The organism is Microcoleus sp. S13_C3 (assembly GCF_036700905.1).
Taxonomy (GTDB): domain Bacteria; phylum Cyanobacteriota; class Cyanobacteriia; order Cyanobacteriales; family Microcoleaceae; genus Microcoleus.
Window position 1 is genome coordinate 1 of sequence record NZ_JAUBPT010000165.1, and the last position, 17,524, is coordinate 17,524.

Here is a 17,524-nt window from a genome sequence, read left to right on the forward strand (position 1 = left end):
CGCTCGATCTCGGATGATTCACTTTTATCCCCTCAATCTGCCTATGTGCCAGTTGGGGTGCGGAATGTGGGTTAAAATGTAATGTGCGCCCATAAGCACCCTACTAAATTTAGAGAGGCCGCAAGTTTGATTATGCGGCAACCAATGCTGGTATTAGCACCGCATCAATGATATGAATGACGCCATTGTCGGCAAGAATATTGGAAGTGAGAACTTTAGCATCATTCACTTTAAGTCCGTCAGAAGTATCAATTCCTACCACAGAACCTTCCACTGTTTCAGCAGAACTTAACTCAAGCAAGTTCTCAGTTAGTACCTCGCCAAACAGAATGTGATAAGTCAGAATTTTCTTGAGCTTGGGTATGTCTTCCAGCCAAGACGTAATAGTGTTCGTAGGAATTTTGGCAAATGCCTCGTCAGTGGGTGCTAAGACGGTGTAGGGGCCCGGACTTTGCAATAAATCTAACAAACCAGCCGCTTCAATAACAGTCACGAGGGTTTTGAAAGAGCCGGCATTGGTGGCAGTCTCGACAATATCAGCCATGATGTTTTTCAGGAGTGCAAATAGCAGAAAATGAATCAGAGGCGACAATCATTTTAGCAATTTACAAATAGCAGAAAATGAATCGGAGGGATGATGATTATTTTAGTCATTATAAGTTAATTCGGTTGCTGGCTCTGATGGCGAGGCGCGATCGACCTTTTGGGCTTATACTTGGGTCGCCTCCTCTCCCTTGCGGAAAAATTGCTTTAAAATCTCTCCGGGCTCTCTGTCCCAGGTGTCGATATGTTCGTAAATTAAGCCGTCCTTATCCAGTTTATAACTAGAGTAGCCGTTAAAAAAAATCCGAGCTTTCCAGGGAACCCGCAGTGTCCCGCGAACTGTCCAATTTGCCACAATAGTATCATGGGCTGTCTGACCTACGTCGTGCAGGTCGAAGTAAATCTCGTTAAAGAATAGCTGCCCGTGAAATCGCAGAGTCCAAAAGATAATGCGATAGTTGATTTTTCCTTTAAATTTGTTAACAGGGTCTTGAAAATAAACATCTTTTGTGTAGATGTCGTAGGAGATGTCTTTTTCAAAAAGCGTCGGGAGATCCGCTTTCAGGGTGTCTACTGCTTGTTCTACCTGCATTTGATATTCGATCGCGCTCAAACTACCACCTTGTGACAGTATTAATTTATGACTTTAAATGAATAATCTCGATCGGCAGCGGGAGGAGAAAAAAATTGATACTTCAACCAGCTCTAATCTTACCTCTAATTATATTGTCCCCCTCGGCCTTTCTGCTGACCCGGACTTGCGAAATCGAAACCTTGGCACAGATTTGACAGAACACCCCCACTCCTCTGACATTCTCGCAGAAATCAACAGCGGCAAGCTGTTGATGGTAGATAGCCGTCGCCGGAACGGCCTAATTTTGATTAAACGTTTCCACGCGGAGTTTGCCGGGCCTGGGGCTGCCGTTGGGGGCGCTTTTGATGTTGACTCTCAGCAGGCGATTCCCGTGGGCGATTTTTGTTTGGTTTGCCCTCAATCTCCCGAAGAAATACAGAAAGCTTTGGGAATTCGGCGACAGTGGGTGCGGTTAATGGAACAGTTAACGGCAAAGCCTACTGCTTTGGAACGCGCACACATGGTTTTAACTCAGTTTGAACAATATTTGGATTCGGAAACGGTGGCACAAATTCCCGATGAAGCTTTGGCACTTTTAGTAGGCGTATTTCCCCAAACCCTTCGGGCGGCACGGCAGATTGATAATTAAAAATGTTATTGCATCATTTTAGCCGTAGGTTGGGTTGAGGAACGAAACCCAACGCAACCGATGTTGATGTTGGGTTTCCACTATCGTTCCAACCCAACCTACGCAAGATTTGTTGCAAAATTAATATTCATCATTCCTGACCAACTTCCTTGTCCCATTCGATCAGAACATTCGCGCCCCAATCCCTTGAATAAGAACCATCCTGCACATAGCGATGAAAACTGGAATATTCCCAATCCCGTGGTGCGGCAACTAATCCATGCTTGACCGGATTATAATGAATGTAATCCACATGATTTGCCAAATCCACTTCATCTCTAATTTGATGCTCCCAAAACCGCCTCTGCCAGATAGCTTGCTCACCTTTTTTCAAACGAGATACTGAACGAGTTTGTTTATATTGCTCAGGACAATTACGACTGAAATAATTCTTGATCAATCGCCAGCGAGTTGAAAAATTAGCATCTTGATCTGGCAGCGTCCAAATACAATGGAGATGATCTGGTAAAACAACAATAGCATCAATTGTAAAGGGAAATCCACCTATAACATTGCGGAATGCAGCGCGAAGCAGCTCTACCATTTCGGGGTCAGAAAATAAGCGTTGGCGCTGATACGTAACAATAGTAAAAAAATAGGTAGCTCCGGGAGTTTTTAGACGACGATACTGGATGTGCTAAGCACTGATTTTTATAGTGTAGGTTGGGTTGAGGCACGAAACCCAACATTCTGTATAAGCCGTGGAGTTGAGAAACGAAACCCAACATTATTAATCAATTGGGTGTTTGGCAGAGCGAAGCGTAGGGTTCGCTATCGCTTAACCCAACCTACAGAATACCAGCTACAAGCTCCACTCGGCATTCTGCAAAACGACTCGATAGCCATCTGGGTCTTGAAAGGTCACTCCATCTTTGTCCCAGTAGGGATTGTAGGAGTTTACAGGCTCAAATCCCATTGCTTTCATTCGCTCAACAGCCTGCTGCCATTCTTGTTGGTTAGGAAGGTAAAAGACGATAAGATTGTCTTGAGTTGGAGCGCCACCTACAATATGTCCCCGTTGATGGATAAATTCAAAGTGGTGGCTTTCTCCTGGCATCCCAACCATTACTCCGTCAAAACCTTCATGGTTTTCAAAACTATCGAGGATTTGCAGCCCTAAACCCTCTGTGTAAAAATGAACAACTCGATCGAGGCAATCCGTTGGACGAGCAACCCGTAAAACCTTTCCTTGAAGCATATATATCTTCTCCTAAGTTATTTTTGTGTCAAGCAGAAACTGGAGACCGAATATTATGAGTTGTCAAAAATTTCTCCAATTCGATCGACTGTCCGCTGATTTTCCTCCGGGCTACCCACCGTAATTCGCAAACCTCCTCCAGTATGCCTAATTAAAGTACCTCCCTCTTTTAGCTGCTGCATGATTTGTTTGTGTTCCTGTTCGGCAGATTCGCCCTCGCCGGCTTTCACGCGCAGGTAAACGAAGTTAGCCGCACTCGGCCAAACTTGCAATTTTTGATGCTGAGTTAGCGCTGCAATTAATTTGGCTCTTTCTGATAGAGTTTCTGGAATAGTTGCTAGCAATAACTGCCGCTGCGCTAGGGCCAACTCGGCTGCGGTTTGCGAGAAACTGGGAAGGTTGTAGGGGAGACGGATTTTTTCTAAGGCGGCTGTGAGTTCGGGATGGGCGATCGCATATCCGACTCTCATTGATGCTAGCCGAAATGCTTTGGAAAATGTGCGTAAAATTATCCAATTCGGGTGCTGGTGCAATTGGTCTGCTAAAGTATTTTGGCTGAATTCAAAATAAGCTTCGTCAATTACTACTAATATCTCTTGGGGTAAAGTTGACAACCATTCTATTTCATCGGTTGTCAAAGCATTGGCTGTGGGCGAATTGGGGTGAACGACAAAGACTGCGCGCACGGGGGGATTTTGATTTTGGGCTATCGCCCTTTTAGCCACCTCGATATCGATTTCAAAATTCTCCTCTTTCCGCTGAACACTCACAACGGGAATGCCGAGGGTTTGGGCGATTATTCCATACATCGAAAAGGTGGGATTCGCTACCAAAATAGAGCCTTGGCCGCCCAAGCAAGTAGCTATTAAGATGGATCTAATTAGTTCGTCGGAACCGTTGCCCACAGAAATATTGTCGGCTGTAATGGCGGTTTTTGGCACTGTAACCCCCCCTAGCCCCCCCTTGTTAAGGGGGGGGACATTTAGGGATTCATTGACGTATTGGGCGATCGCCTCTTTGAGCGCTGCGTGGCCTCCGTCGGGATAGCGATTTGTCTCAATTAACTGCTGGTAAGTCCAAGCTAGCTTTTTTTTTAATTCTTCTGGCAAGTCGTAGGGGCATTCATTGGTATCGAGGCGATCGATCGCACTTTCCGAGTGCGCTGATTCTCCTGATGTGCCCCCCGGATGGGGAGTGTATGCGGTAAGTTCGGCTAAATCTTTTCGGATAAAGGGAAGCATGGTATAATTTACGACTTTTTATTTTAGATTATCTGCTTAGAAGCATCTGAACTTAGCATAGAGCTTGTTCTATCTCGAAAGCAAGAGGAGAGGGGGATTTAGTTTCTGTCGATCGATTGATGCGTCGGCTGTGGCAACTTGATTATTCTTAGAAAGTAACTGCTAATATGTGGAAATCAAGTATGAAAGTCAAGCCTTCCGATCTATCTAAAAATGCCGCCGCTACCCTCATAGCTTTGAGTTTGGCTGTTCTCCCTTCAGCTATGCCTGCCTCAGCTCAAACCGAGTCAGCTCCGGCACAGAACAATACTGAGTCTAATGGAGTTGTTCTAGACAGAACTCCCTTTCAAGAAAGCAAGCGCGACAACAATCATTGGGGTGCTTTGGGTTTGTTGGGCATCCTCGGTTTGGGGAATCTGTTTCGCAAGGATGAACCCAAACGCTACCGCGATCCGATGGGCGAATAATTTTTTAAACTGCCATCGCACCAGCCAAAAACCCAATCAACCGTCGTGGATTCAGAAACCGGGTTTTTTACCTAAAGACTGGATTATTGCCTTTAATCCAACCAAAAAATCCGGTTTCTTTGATATTATTGATGGCTCTTTTAGCCACAAAGTTTATTCAATCGCGCCACAAAGCAATCCCGCCCAATAAACCGCTCACATTGGGTACTATTTTAACCTGTGGCGGTAACTCAACAGCAATCTTTTTAGTATTGCCGCCGCCGATGTAAATGCGATCGCAGTTAAAGAGATTTTGCAGATAGGTGAGCGCTTTTTCCAGACGGCGATTCCATCTTTTGGAACCGACTGTATCTAATGCCGATCGCCCTAATTGCTGTTCGTAAGTTTCCCCTTTGCGAAACGGGTGATGTCCTAATTCTAGATTTGGCACCAAGATACCATCGACAAATAAGGCAGAACCAAAACCGGTGCCAAGGGTAATTACTAATTCTACCCCCGTCCCAGCAATTGCTCCCAATCCTTGAATATCGGCATCGTTAGCCACTCGCACAGGTTTTCCCAAGCGATCTTTGAGGGTAGTTTCTAGGTCAAAATCTATCCAAGACGGATCTAAATTCACTGCGGTTTTGATAACGCCTAGACGCACGACACCTGGAAAACCGACGGATACTCGGTCAAATTCCCCTTGTCCGCTTGCTAAAGAGGCGATCGCCTCTAGTACGGGTTCCGGTTTCGGTGGTTGAGGCGTTTCTAAACGGCTGCGTTCCGTTTGGGGTTCGCCTTCATTGTCCAAAACCATAACTTTGATGCCACTTCCGCCAATGTCAACGGCTAGGGTGCGAGTCGATCGATCTTGTTCAGTCATTTGATTTTTAAGACTTGCAAGTTGGTCAAATTTTAATTTTTGAATTGGCAAAACTTTTGAATCGCTTCCCACATTTCCGCTAGGACATTTCCCAAAGAATGATCGTCTTCTAATTCGATTAATTGCACCCAGGGACGGTTAGCGGCAAAATCTCTGCTAGCTTGAATCGGTATTATTGTATCATGCTTGCCGTGAAGAATTAACGTAGGCACTGAGCGCATTAATTTTTGTTCAGGGTATTGAGCCATATCTGCCACAAACTGATAATTCAGCGGCAGATAACCTTGTTGGCCGTAGTGGTAAACGGGCAAATATTTCTCAGACTGCCATTTTTCTAACTGTTGCTGTCCCAACAGTGGCAGCCAGTGGGAGATAAAGTCAAAAGCCGGTGCTAACAAAACTATTTGTTTTACTGACAATTGTCGCTGGGCCAACCAAGCCGCTGTCAGTCCCCCAAAACTCGACCCAATTATGGTGACTCCCCCTAGAGTTTTTACATTTTCTGTGGGAGATTGGGATGATTGGCTTGGCAAAAATTCTGTTTCTATTTGGTTTAATTGCCGGGTGAGAGTGAGTCCCGAAAAATCGTTTTGATTGAGATCGGGAGTTTTTAGGTCAATTCCTAGGGAAGAAAAGCTATCTCGGAAATATTTTGCCTTAAGGGAATCGGGACTTGAAGCAAATCCGTGTAAATAAATGTAACTCGAATCGTTCTGTAGATTCATCCAGAAATTTTGATGAGACTTCTCAACTAATTATTTTAACTTAAAATGAGTTAAGCTGTTGTGCATTTAAAGTGTATGTTGAGGGCGGGCTTTCCGGCCCACCCCACAAGAAGGAAAATTTATTGCCCCATGCAATTTAAATGCGTATTAGCTTATAAAAAAAATCAGACACTAACTCAAAGAAAATATATAGCCTTTCGAGCTCTCATATGAGGTACTCATGGCCTCCGTGGCCTCCGTGGCCTCCGTGGCCTCCGTGGCCTCCGTGGGCATACCTCACCACGCTTGAGAACCGCTATATACTAGACTTCTTGCAAAAGTCCTTTCGATCAAATTTTCGGACGGGCAAGATGCCCATCCCACAAAAGAAAAAACTTTTTGTGGGACGGGCATCTTGCCCGTCCCAGCTATTTTTGCAAGAGGTCTACTGATATTCGGAACATATCAAGCAGTCGCACGCATTTAAATTGTTTGTTGGGATTAGAGGGTTTATAAAAAGATAAAGCAATCGCATAGACTTAAAATAGCTGTGCTTTTAAATGGCTTTTAGGGAGAGACAAAACCATCGCGTAGATTACAGAAAAGCAGCGTTTCTCAATGCCTGTATTTATTGATTTATACTTGCTTACAATGAATCGCAGAGTGGGTAATGTGCACCCTGCGATTCACTCAAAACTACTCGTCAATTACTGAGCTTTTTGACGGTTTTGCATCCGGTTTTTAGCATTTTGTCGGCGCTGCTGCATCAGTTGAGCTAATTGGCTACGTTGTTCGGCCGTGAGAACTTCTCGCATTGCGAGTGTAATTTCAAATTGCACCTCTTCCAACTGCTGCCTCAATCCCATTATTTGACGGTGTTTGTCGCGTATTTGGCTGGCATTTTCCTTGCCGGACATCATCGTTTCCAATTCTTGTCTGGCTTGGCGGACTGCTTGCATTCGCTGGGAAACTTGGTCTTTGTAGCGATCGCGCACTGCCTGCATTTGCTGCTTTTGGTCTGCGCTTAAATTAAGTTTCTCGAACATCCCACCTTCCCTGCCAGCGGGTCGATTGGGACGCTGGTTTTGTGCAATTGTTTCTGGTTCTAGGGGATTGGGAACTGCTATTGCTGCGGCTGTGCTGCCGAGAGTCAGCATTAAAACGGCTAGGGCAGATATACGACGAATTGACATGAAAATTACCTCTTTGAGATTAGTTATTTGTTGGCGGTTCGCTATCCGAGGAAACTGGGAAATTCAACCAGTCTGTTTGCGGGCGATTGATCATATTTTCTTGGGGAGAATCATGGAGGACACCCTCCCAGTTAGTGACTAAAAATGCTTCTAACTTAGCTGTTTCCTCATCTGGCAATTGTGCCGTCTCAAACGGACGGTAGCCAGACCAAAGAACTAGCAAACCAGCAGCAATCGCAGACGACACAGCCCACTTAGAAACAGATGATACTTTTAACCTGTCATTAGACTTAGGTGACGTAGTTACTGGCGTTTTTTCCCGGTGGGTTTCATTAACAACGCTCGCCTGATTACTTTCTATTGCTGCTAAAATTTTTAGCTCTAAATCTGGTGCAGCTTCAGGAAGACTTGGGCGATGTTGCTTCAAGAAATTAACTAACTCTTGGTCGCTGCTTGGGTTATTCATAGCTCGCTGACACCTTCTTTTTGCAAAAATTGCCGCACAGCATTTCGGGCATAAAACACGCGAGATTTGACGGTTCCCGCAGGGAGTCCCAAAATTTGGGCTACTTCTTTTTGCGGAATGTCTTCTAAGTCGTGCAGCACCAAAACGCTGCGGTGTTCAAAGCTCAATTGCTCCAGTCCCCGCTGCACTAAATCTTGATAGTGCAACTTCATCAGGTCGGATGTGTTATCTTTGAGAATAACCCCATTCATTACTTCTTGATTTTTGAGCTGGGAGTCAAAAGAATGCTGTTTAGCAAATGCTTGTCTTTGGTCGGAAGCCACATTCCAAGTGATTCGATAAAGCCAAGTAGAAAAGTTTTCCTGGTGCTTGAGTTTGGGCAATCCTTTCCAGACTCGCAGGAATACTTCTTGCGCTAAATCGTCAAGAAGCGACGGGCCGCAGAGTTGGTAAAGGGTTGACCTGACTTTGTGTTGGTAGCGTTTGTAAAGGTAGCGAAAGCAAGTGCGATCGCCCTTTAAACATTGAGCAACTAAGTCCGAGTCGGAACAGTCATCGGTTAAAACATTGGCTGACACAGCTAACACCTGTGAAGTCTCCCCCACCAGTTCGTTATCTGAAGTGTTTAGACAGGGCGATCGCAAAAAAGGTTCAAAGGATTTAAAATTTTTTTTCGACGAGGCGGCAGGTAGGGAAACGGCACTCCCGTGTCCTGATTTTTCCTGTAATTAACGGGTTCCGAGGTGTAAAGCCTGGGAACCCAAATCCAGATTCCGAGCCTTGGTTGAGAAAATGGACGCTCTGACTCGCCCCAGAAGCGTTACTTTTACAAGTGATTGAGAAAAGCTATGTATAGCGGTTCTCAATTAAGTGATGTACAAGTTTAGATTGCATAATTGAATAATGGGGCAATTTACGAATTAATTAAAAAGTCCTCACTCCCCCAATTTAAAATCTAAATCGGTACATCATCTACCTGAGAAAAGCTATAGTAGACTTACCGCTTTTATTAATCTGAGAGTTTGAGGCGATCGCCTGCCTGCGATATTGCTCGATCCAGGATTGAATTGCCAATTTAAATTCAGCTTTTTGTGCGTCTTGAATTCCTTTTGGATCGAAGCGATCGCAATAATGAATTTCAATCAACAATGCTAACTCTTCGAGACAATATAATTCCGGTTTTTCTTTTTTTAACATCTCGATCCAATTTTTAAAAGACTCAGAAGTAGGGCGAATCAATCCAGACTCATTTAACGCCTGTTCGATTAAATAAAATTCCGATTTCGGACTCAACGAATCTTTGTTATAAATAGCTTTTAGCCAGCTTTGTTTCTTAGATAAAAGGCGTGCAGTTTTGTTTAAATTAGGATTAAACCTCCAAAAAAATATTAATCCCAGCAGGATGACTCCCCCATACTTCAATCCATTGCTACCTGATAAATATCGCAACCCCAGCAAAATTTTGTAACTCAATAGCGACCATAAATCAGAGATAAATGCCCCTGGGGGAGCAGCAGCATCCTCCATGCTTTGCCAATCAGAAGGCGTAGGATCAAAAGCTTGCCATTTTCCCGCGATATAAGCCAAAGTCCAAGCATGAGCATGGCGACTTCTTACAATATATTGGTTCTCCAAAGAACTGAATTCGTGAACAGAATATCCAACAGCATAACGGGCTGGAATACCGAGTTTTCTCAGGAGAAGTGTCGCAGCAGTAGCAAAATATTCACAATGTCCAGAGCGAGTGTTCAGTAAAAATGTTGATAGAGGCGTAGCATCATTATCTTGGCCCCTAAGCTTCAGTGAATAAACGAAATTTTTTAGGAAAAACCACTCTATTTTATCTAATATTTGTGGTGGAGACTGGCCTTGAATATCCATTTGGCTGAGGATTTTATTCAGTGCCACCATTTCTGATTTTGGTATTTGCAGGTCGTCTGCTGTAGGTGGGCTATCTACAGAAAAATTATTATTAAAGTAGCTTCGATAAGCCAGCCTATCAACTTTTCCCGCCACTTTAATTGTGCCATATTTATTCTTTTCCATCTGACTGACAGGCAATGCGTCAATTTTAAAAGTTCCATCGGGCAGCTTTAATAAACCTTGGTTGCCTGGGAGTGTAGCCGAAATAGTAATCGTTGATGGATTCGGTAGTTGGTCGCCTAAATCCCAAGTTGTGCCATTAATCTTTGGTTGTACGGGAACAAAGTTAGGATTTAAGGCGAGCCACAGTGAAGAGTTGTAGCGATTATAAGTGGCTTCTCTTAGCAGTCGGGGAGGAGTCTGTTTAGCTTCAGGAGCAACTCTAAAAATAATTTCATTTGACTGTTTTAATAATCCCACTGACCCGATGTTCGTTTGTTTTTTCAAAAAATCTGTTTCTTGAGAATTCCCATTACTAAGCCATGAGATTGCTTGCTGTTCTACTGCTAGGTGAAGTTGGTGCAGACCCATCTGTCCTATAAATCCTATACTGCCAGCAATTAACATCAGACAAAGCCAGAGAATAGATGAAAATCTTTTCGTTCTCACAGACCACAAAGCAATAGCTGTTAATGCAAATATCCCAGCATAAAAAGATATCTCTCTACTATTCGTCGCACTAGCGGATAGCAGACAACAGATAAAATATGGATAATTTAGATTCACCATCAAGGGGTTAAGTGGTGCTTTTTTTGTGGCCTTGTTTAGCCACAAAAACATTAGGCGTATATCCAGACTTTCCTTGACAGAATATACCTGAGCAGCTACCAGTGGAAAAAATACACCAGGAAGCCACTGCAACAAATTATATATCAAGTAAATAGAGCGGTTGGCGACCAGGAGATAAACCAGCAAACAGCACAAAACAATCAGACATAAATTAGCAATGCGCCTAAAATCACTAGCTGAAAAATCCCACTGATAAGGCCACCAGTTAGCTGCCTCTAAAATCAGAGCAATTGGGAACGCAAAAAACCATAGTCCCGTCTGCCAGCCCCAAAAAATTACACTAACACCCAAAAGAAACACTGGCATTTTCATAATTTCATTAACCCCTCTTGTATTTGACCTAGCTTTAAAATATGGCAGCTTGTTAAGTCATCTTTAATCAACTCTAAATTTAAGCTATCTAATTGAGCGTCTCGCTCTGTTAAAATTAAAACTAAGGTATGGATACCGCGACTTCTCAGATAATTTACTAATCTTTTTCTAGGTTCGTCCCAACACAAAAATATACAAATGCAACCGCTTAGCAGAGAGATTTTTTCCATCAAAACTGAGGTGAGCGAGTCAAAAAGTTTATCCTGACAGGCACCGACGGAGGCGATAATTTCTAGCATTTTATCAGTAGAGTTCAGCCCTCTACCAAAGGTAAAACAATAAGCTTCTTGAACAACGAACATCAAATCCAATAAGGATTCTTGAGTCTGAACTTCATAGGATAATGAAGCCGCAATTGAAATTGCCTCTTCTAAAATCTCACTATATTTTACACTTTGAAATGTATCCAAAATTAGGGCGTGCCTCACAAAAAATTCATCCTGTTCTTCTTTGACCATTGGCTTACCTGCTTTTGCCCAACTTTTCCAGTGAATTTTGCGTAGCGGATCTCCCGGTCGATAATCCCGCAGAGACCTAAATTCCTCGGAATCTCCTACGGATGAAGCTAATGTTACGCCACCTGATTGATATCTTCTGGAGCCAGGAAGCTGAATTGGTGGTAAATGATATAGTTTGGGTAAAATTAACATAGATTGGGGCAAGGAATTTGTTTTACAAGCATTCCAAATCCCAAAAGGATCTGACCTAGTAACTGTTAGACCACTGAGGCGGATAACACCTCTGCAGGACGGCGTAATTTCACCTACCACTTCTGTTTTGCTATTGGGTGGAAGAGGAGGCAATTCTATGGCTTTAGCTGTGGCGCATTGTTTTCTAGAAATCAGCCACAGCCAACGATAATAGCCGAAGTATTTATCCAATGAAGTGCGCTGTTCTTCACCGGGTTCAGGTGTTTCTATAAATTCTTGAAAGCTTGGGTATGTGTCGGCAAAATTTTCCCACAATTTCAGGTTATTTTGACTGTGGCTAGTTTTGTTATGAATGAGAATACGGTATTTTAAAGTGACTCCAACTGTTGCAAACTTTGGTAAGAACCGTACTGCATTGAAGCGGAAGCGAAAAAATTTACTAAAAATTATGGCTATTCCTATAATTGATAACAGGAAAGTAAAAATTTGATAAGTCACAGTCTGATTAGTATCTAATCCTAAAATTCCCGCTAAAAGCGTGCAGCTAAGCACTGCTAACCCATTGTTGGTCAATCGCTTCTTTCGCGAGCGATTTACACGCGCACAGAAGCGAAAAATAGCGTAGAAAAAACGTTTCATTTTTTAGGCTGGTACAGGAATAGATTTGATAATTTCTTCAACAACACCTGGGGCCATTCTGCCAGAAAAACGCGCTTGAGGTTCCATTACTAGGCGATGAGCGATGACTGATACCGCCTGTTCTTGAATATGTTCTGGCGTAACAAACTCATAGCCATCGAACAAAGCTAATGCTTGAGCAACTTTCATTAAAGCTATGGAAGCTCTGGGACTCGCCCCTAGTTGTACGCCTTCGGCTGAGCGAGTTGCATTGACGATATCTACGAGGTAACGTTTCAATTCTTCACTAATTCTAACTTGCTTTACCTGCTGTTTTAAGCTAATTAAATCCTCTAAATTAACGCAGGTTTGAAGTGTATCAATAGGATGTTGATGGATTTGGTCTCCGAGCAGGTTAACTTCGTCTTCTGGCGAGATGTATCCTAGACTAAATTGAACGGCAAAGCGATCCATTTGGGCTTCAGGAAGTGGATAAGTGCCACGAGATTCTACTGGATTTTGAGTAGCAATGACAAAAAATGGGTCTTTAAGTTTGTGCAAATTTCCGTCAATGCTGACTTGAAATTCGGCCATTGCTTCTAGGAGGGCGGATTGGGTTCGCGGTGATGACCGATTGATTTCGTCAGCCAAGACAATATTAGCAAAAATAGGCCCTTCGTGGAAATGGAATGTGCGTTGATTGGGGTCGAGCATGGATATGCCCAAGATATCCGATGGCAAAAGGTCAGGTGTAAACTGAATGCGTTTAAAGCTGACATCGACAGATAAGGCGAGGGCTTTAGCTAGGGTAGTTTTACCTGTACCGGGATAATCTTCTAGGAGGACGTGACCGCCACTCACAAAGGCTGACAGCAATTTCCTGATTGCTGCTGATTGCCCTTTCACCACTTTTTGAATGTTGTTGGAAATCCTGTGATAAATTTCTCTGCCCGACTTAGCGTGATTTTCTGTAATTGCTTTATCCATTATTTATTGTGTTCGTAGCGTTCGGTTAATGTCCCGCTGATTGGCTTCGCTAGATTTAACTATTTACAGCATTTTTCCAATATGTATAAGTTTTTAAACCAATACTTTCTTTGTTTTCGTTATAGATATCATCCAAACACCTGAAAAGAGCCAAAGCGTAATTTTTCAATCCCAACTCTGTCAAACTTGTGAGAATCCTAGTCAGCCGCAGGTAGTTGTGATTAAATTGGTCAATCCACTCTCTTTTTCTTGACAAATATTCCTCGGATTTGGCAATTACAATTTCTGCGTTTTCCTCTTCGCGGCATTTTAACCCGTAAAACGCCAGCATGACTTTTAGAGATTTGACTAAGCGACTTCTCAACTCTTCACTTGTTCTAAAAGCTTGAATCACCTCATCATTTAAAGTAGGAGCACTGGAATTAAAGCGGCTCTTTTCTCTCAGCGGAAACAGCCATTGAATGTAATTGTGCACGGATTCCAGCTTCTGGTAATCCCACGACCAAATATCCTCGATCGCCCGACATTGTGAATCAGGCTGTTGACCGAGATAGAATGCTAAAATTTTGTTTTGTTGGGTTGAATTACTCATTAATAAGCTGTTTTGTATCTCAATTGTATTTTTGGGCGGGACGCCCAACCCTACTCCCCACAACCATAAAATTAAATCTTTGTGTGGAACAGGCATCCTGCCTGTTCTTCAAAATAATTTTCTTGAGTCGGTTTTAACTCATATGTTGCACCATTGTCAATTAGCCTTTTATGAACAGGCAAGATGCCTGTTCCACAAAGAGTAGATTTTCTTGTGGGGAGTAGGGGTTGGGCTTCTAGCCCGCCCAAAAAAGGATTATTGAGAATGGTGCAATTGTTTCACCATTGTCAATTAGCCTTTTATGAACAGGCAAGATGCCTGTTCCACAAAGAGTAGATTTTCTTGTGGGGAGTAGGGGTTGGGCTTCTAGCCCGCCCAAAAAAGGATTATTGAGAATGGTGCAAAATCTCATTTTTAACCGACTTTAGCTATTAGCCAGGGGTTTAAACCCCTGGCGGCTGCGCCCGCTTTACCGCAAAGTAACAAACTCTTCAGCAGTCGAGGGGTGAATGCCAATAGTCGCGTCAAAGTCTTTCTTGGTAGCTCCCATATTAACAGCGATCGCCATTCCTTGAATAATCTCCCCCGCGTCTTTCCCAACCATGTGCACGCCCAAAACTCTGTCAGTATTAGTCTCAACGATTAACTTGACAAAAGTTTTCTCATCTGCACCTGTCAAAGCGTGAAACATCGGCCTAAACTTGGCTGTGTAGCACTTAATTGAGTCGGGAAACTTTGCTCGGGCTTGGCTTTCTGTTAAGCCGACTGTAGCCGCTTCCGGCTGGGAAAATACCGCTGACGGGACATTTTCGTGAGTAATTGCTCTCGGATTGTTGCCAAATTCAGTATCTGCAAAAGCGCGTCCTTCCGCGATCGCAATTGGCGTTAAATTGATGCGGTTGGTGCAATCTCCCACGGCAAAAATGTGCGGCTGACTCGTGCGGCTGTCTTTGGTAACTGCGATCGCACCTTTATCTGTTTCTACTCCCGCATTTTCTAAAGCCAATTTTTCCAAGTTGGGTTTGCGCCCGGTAGCGCACAACAGCGCATCTACTATTAGCGTTCCTTCGGATGTTCCCGACAGAGTTAATTTTAAGCCTTCTGGGGTTTTCTCAATGTGGTTGATCGAGCTTTCTGTCAAAATGTTTATGCCGTGCTTAATCATTCCTTCTTGCACGTTGGTGCGAATTTCTGTGTCAAATTCGTTCAAAATTAAGTCACGGCGGATGATTTGAGTTACTTGGCTTCCCAACCCGTTCATAATGCAAGCAAATTCGACGCCGATGTAGCCTCCTCCCCAAATTGCCAACCGTTTTGGCTGCTCTTTTAGTAGGAAGATTTCGCGAGAGGTAATCGCGTGTTCGATGCCGATAATTGGGACTCTTTGCGCTTCTCCGCCCACTGCAATTAAGATTTTAGCTGCGGTAATTTTTTTGTCACAAACTTCGACGGTATGGGGGTCAATAAATTTGGCGTATCCTGAGATTAATTCGACTCCGGCTTTTTCAAGAAAGCTGATGTGCAGTTTGCTGAGTCGGCGCACTTCTGTGTCTACCGTGGTGACGAGTTTTTCCCAATCAAAGCTGCTTTCGACTGCACTCCAACCGTAGCCCACCGCATCTTCGTAAAGGTGCGAAAATGTTGATGCGTACACCATGAGTTTTTTCGGGACACAGCCGCGAATTACGCAGGTTCCGCCTACTAAGTCATTTTCGGCGATCGCCACTTTTGCGCCGTAGGATGCTGCTCGCTTGGAACTCGCCAATCCGCCGGAACCCGCACCTATCACAAACAAGTCGTAGTCGTATGTCATAATTGTGTTTACCTAAAATCTCCAACTTACCAAGTTTACGCTTAAATTTTCTTAATGATAGCTCAAAAATTTTGCCTTTAAGAACTTCCGATCGCTACATACATAGCTAATTGAGGGGGAAAAAAACGGGGGACTAGCCGATATTTGGTTATAGGATAGCCCCAAAATGCCATCTGTGATGAAAAGTTTAGCCGTATAAGAGCAGGTGGCCTCACTCGGGAGCATCTCATATTTGTAAAAAAACTTCTTCTAGCTCCCTCCTTCTTCCTCTTTCCTGCTGCCTTCTGCCTCCTGCCTCCTGCCTCAAAACTCCTATTTCTAGCTTGGCTGAAAAAGTGAGATGCTCCCCCTCACTCAACCCTACCTGCTTACTGGTATTGTCAGATTCGTTAACTCGGCCCCTACTTTGACTCGGTAGATTGAGCTGGGTCTGTATTCTGATCCTTTGACGCTGTATCATCTGGTTTTTGGATTTGCTTGAGATGAATCTCATTCACCTGATTGATAAAGTTTTCGATTGCCATTTTTGTCATTTGTTGATGTTGGGCTGCGTCGGCTACATCATAGCAACGATAAGCTGGAGTCACTCCTAATACAAATTTCTCCTGTTCCGCTTCTAACAATTCCACAGCCGTGTTAGCAGAAATCCAATTCTCCTGAAAAGGAAAGGAGGTAACTATACTGGCGACTATCGAGGCGACAGCGGGACAAATTACGGGCAGCCACTTGAGCAAAGATTGACCTGGTTCCAATTTGTCTACCAATACTAAAATTGGTGTGACTCCCGAGAAAATCACGGTTGCCAACTGGAAAGTATAGTAAATATTTCTCGAAGTCTCTCTGGTGTTTTTATAGTCGTCAATCAACTCCTGGCAATATCGTAAAGCCTTTTCTCTCACCGGGGTAATCGAATTGTTATCCGAAACATTATTCGGGTTTAAGAGGTAATTATATAGTTCCGCTTTTCTTCTGATTTCTAACTGATTAGCATTATTCCTAGAGTTTTGAGCCAATTGCCTATTGGCCAGGAAGAGAAAAATAAAACTAGAGAGAAAAACAGATCCCAAAATAACGATAAGTTGATTGTCTGGAAAAACTCTGGTAAGGAGGCACGCACCCACAAAAGCGGCTATGGATAAATACTCAACAATTTTCAGGAAAGATAACATTTGTGGACTTGATGAGACTGTATTGGAAATCTCGGTCTGGTTTGTATCCGCAGAAGTAGTCATTGGTTTGTAGTCTGTTTGGCGATCGGACACAAGTTTAGCCTATTTGGGTGTCTATTTCACCCAAGCCCTGTCAACTTGGTGAAGAAGGCCCTGAAACCCTTGAAAAGTTGTTGATGGCGATCGTTAAATATTCCTTGTATAACAGTAGATGACCAATAAACTCGGTTTATTGGTCATCGCCAACGGGTAGGATGAGGTAAAGCAGGGCGATCGTATTTTGACAGTGGTTGCCATAAGCACCCTAAAGAGAGAGTCAATCGATTTTAGATTTTAGATTTTAGATTTTAGATTTTAGCATTGACCCCACGGATAAATTCGGAGGCAAGTTTATCGGATACAGGTTTTTTATTTCTGGACGCATGAATCCGGGGACTTGTATCCTGGATGCTTTCGGTCAGTGCATAAATAGTATAGATTTTAGGACTCACGCATTGACAAAATAACCAAACAATGCAGTGATAAATATGGGTCGTCTAACTTTTTAGGTATCGGACAATGAGAAAAATAACTAAACCCTCGACAGCACAATGTCATATAGACACTTACACCTCCTGCATTGATGTCAGAGCCAAAGTTGGGAGGGTGTAGTAGGTTATCAGAGATATTAGG

The 17,524-nt window shown here is 43.4% G+C and carries 18 protein-coding genes; 2 read left to right on the forward strand and 16 right to left on the reverse strand.

The genetic code is table 11. The features are described from left to right. Positions 1-130 precede the first annotated feature (130 nt). Both QUA16_RS30290 and QUA16_RS30295 read right to left on the reverse strand, forming a co-directional pair. On the reverse strand, positions 131-544 hold the full coding sequence (locus tag QUA16_RS30290) for a fasciclin domain-containing protein (RefSeq protein WP_333107900.1): 414 nt from the start codon (positions 542-544) through the stop codon (positions 131-133). Between the two features lie 165 nt (positions 545-709). Further along, entirely contained in the window at positions 710-1,135 is a 426-nt protein-coding gene (locus QUA16_RS30295) for a DUF2358 domain-containing protein (protein ID WP_333107915.1), read from the reverse strand. 58 nt (positions 1,136-1,193) lie between these two features. On the opposite strand from QUA16_RS30295, the gene QUA16_RS30300 reads away from it, so the two are divergent. Further along, complete coding sequence (locus QUA16_RS30300) at positions 1,194-1,766, forward strand: hypothetical protein (RefSeq protein WP_333107901.1); 573 nt, start codon at positions 1,194-1,196, stop codon at positions 1,764-1,766. 130 nt (positions 1,767-1,896) lie between these two features. Here the strand turns inward: QUA16_RS30300 and QUA16_RS30305 are convergent, their stop codons facing one another. The 3 genes from QUA16_RS30305 to QUA16_RS30315 form a co-directional block, all read right to left on the reverse strand. Beyond that, a complete protein-coding gene (locus QUA16_RS30305; RefSeq protein WP_333107916.1) occupies positions 1,897-2,439 on the reverse strand; it encodes an REP-associated tyrosine transposase in 543 nt (180 codons plus the stop codon). Between the two features lie 168 nt (positions 2,440-2,607). Continuing rightward, entirely contained in the window at positions 2,608-3,003 is a 396-nt protein-coding gene (locus tag QUA16_RS30310) for a VOC family protein (protein WP_333107902.1), read from the reverse strand. Between the two features lie 53 nt (positions 3,004-3,056). Further along, positions 3,057-4,244, reverse strand: coding sequence for a histidinol-phosphate transaminase (locus QUA16_RS30315; protein ID WP_333107903.1), 1,188 nt, complete (start codon positions 4,242-4,244; stop codon positions 3,057-3,059). A gap of 182 nt (positions 4,245-4,426) precedes the next feature. Between QUA16_RS30315 and QUA16_RS30320 the strand changes: the two genes are divergently transcribed. Next, complete coding sequence (locus tag QUA16_RS30320) at positions 4,427-4,711, forward strand: WGxxGxxG family protein (RefSeq protein WP_333107904.1); 285 nt, start codon at positions 4,427-4,429, stop codon at positions 4,709-4,711. Between the two features lie 157 nt (positions 4,712-4,868). On the opposite strand, the gene QUA16_RS30325 is transcribed toward QUA16_RS30320, so the two are convergent. From QUA16_RS30325 to QUA16_RS30375, 11 genes are all read right to left on the reverse strand, one after another. Further along, positions 4,869-5,576 carry an ROK family protein gene (locus QUA16_RS30325; RefSeq protein ID WP_333107905.1) on the reverse strand — a complete coding sequence of 236 codons (708 nt, stop codon included), beginning with the start codon at positions 5,574-5,576 and terminating at the stop codon, positions 4,869-4,871. 32 nt (positions 5,577-5,608) lie between these two features. After that, entirely contained in the window at positions 5,609-6,301 is a 693-nt protein-coding gene (locus tag QUA16_RS30330; RefSeq protein ID WP_333107906.1) for a YqiA/YcfP family alpha/beta fold hydrolase, read from the reverse strand. A gap of 686 nt (positions 6,302-6,987) precedes the next feature. Continuing rightward, positions 6,988-7,473 (reverse strand): Spy/CpxP family protein refolding chaperone, encoded by a 486-nt coding sequence (locus QUA16_RS30335; protein WP_333107907.1) that lies wholly within the window; start codon positions 7,471-7,473, stop codon positions 6,988-6,990. Positions 7,474-7,492: 19 nt separating this feature from the next. After that, the gene (locus QUA16_RS30340; protein ID WP_333107908.1) at positions 7,493-7,939 is read right to left on the reverse strand and encodes a hypothetical protein; all 447 of its coding nucleotides are present in this window, start codon (positions 7,937-7,939) and stop codon (positions 7,493-7,495) included. Further along, positions 7,936-8,526, reverse strand: a complete 591-nt coding sequence (locus tag QUA16_RS30345) for a sigma-70 family RNA polymerase sigma factor (RefSeq protein WP_333107917.1) — start codon at positions 8,524-8,526, stop codon at positions 7,936-7,938. The genes QUA16_RS30340 and QUA16_RS30345 overlap by 4 nt, the downstream gene beginning before the upstream one ends. A 385-nt stretch (positions 8,527-8,911) precedes the next feature. After that, complete coding sequence (locus QUA16_RS30350; RefSeq protein ID WP_333181583.1) at positions 8,912-10,963, reverse strand: transglutaminase domain-containing protein; 2,052 nt, start codon at positions 10,961-10,963, stop codon at positions 8,912-8,914. Next, the gene (locus QUA16_RS30355; protein WP_333107910.1) at positions 10,960-12,312 is read right to left on the reverse strand and encodes a DUF58 domain-containing protein; all 1,353 of its coding nucleotides are present in this window, start codon (positions 12,310-12,312) and stop codon (positions 10,960-10,962) included. The genes QUA16_RS30350 and QUA16_RS30355 overlap by 4 nt, the downstream gene beginning before the upstream one ends. 3 nt (positions 12,313-12,315) lie before the next feature. Then, positions 12,316-13,278 carry a MoxR family ATPase gene (locus QUA16_RS30360; RefSeq protein WP_333107911.1) on the reverse strand — a complete coding sequence of 321 codons (963 nt, stop codon included), beginning with the start codon at positions 13,276-13,278 and terminating at the stop codon, positions 12,316-12,318. Positions 13,279-13,333: 55 nt separating this feature from the next. Further along, on the reverse strand, positions 13,334-13,966 hold the full coding sequence (locus tag QUA16_RS30365; RefSeq protein WP_333107912.1) for an opioid growth factor receptor-related protein: 633 nt from the start codon (positions 13,964-13,966) through the stop codon (positions 13,334-13,336). Positions 13,967-14,339: 373 nt separating this feature from the next. After that, entirely contained in the window at positions 14,340-15,683 is a 1,344-nt protein-coding gene (gene gor / locus QUA16_RS30370) for a glutathione-disulfide reductase (RefSeq protein ID WP_333107913.1), read from the reverse strand. 401 nt (positions 15,684-16,084) lie between these two features. Next, positions 16,085-16,915: a DUF4231 domain-containing protein gene (locus QUA16_RS30375; RefSeq protein ID WP_333181585.1), complete on the reverse strand. Its 831-nt coding sequence runs from the start codon at positions 16,913-16,915 to the stop codon at positions 16,085-16,087. Positions 16,916-17,524: the final 609 nt, after the last annotated feature.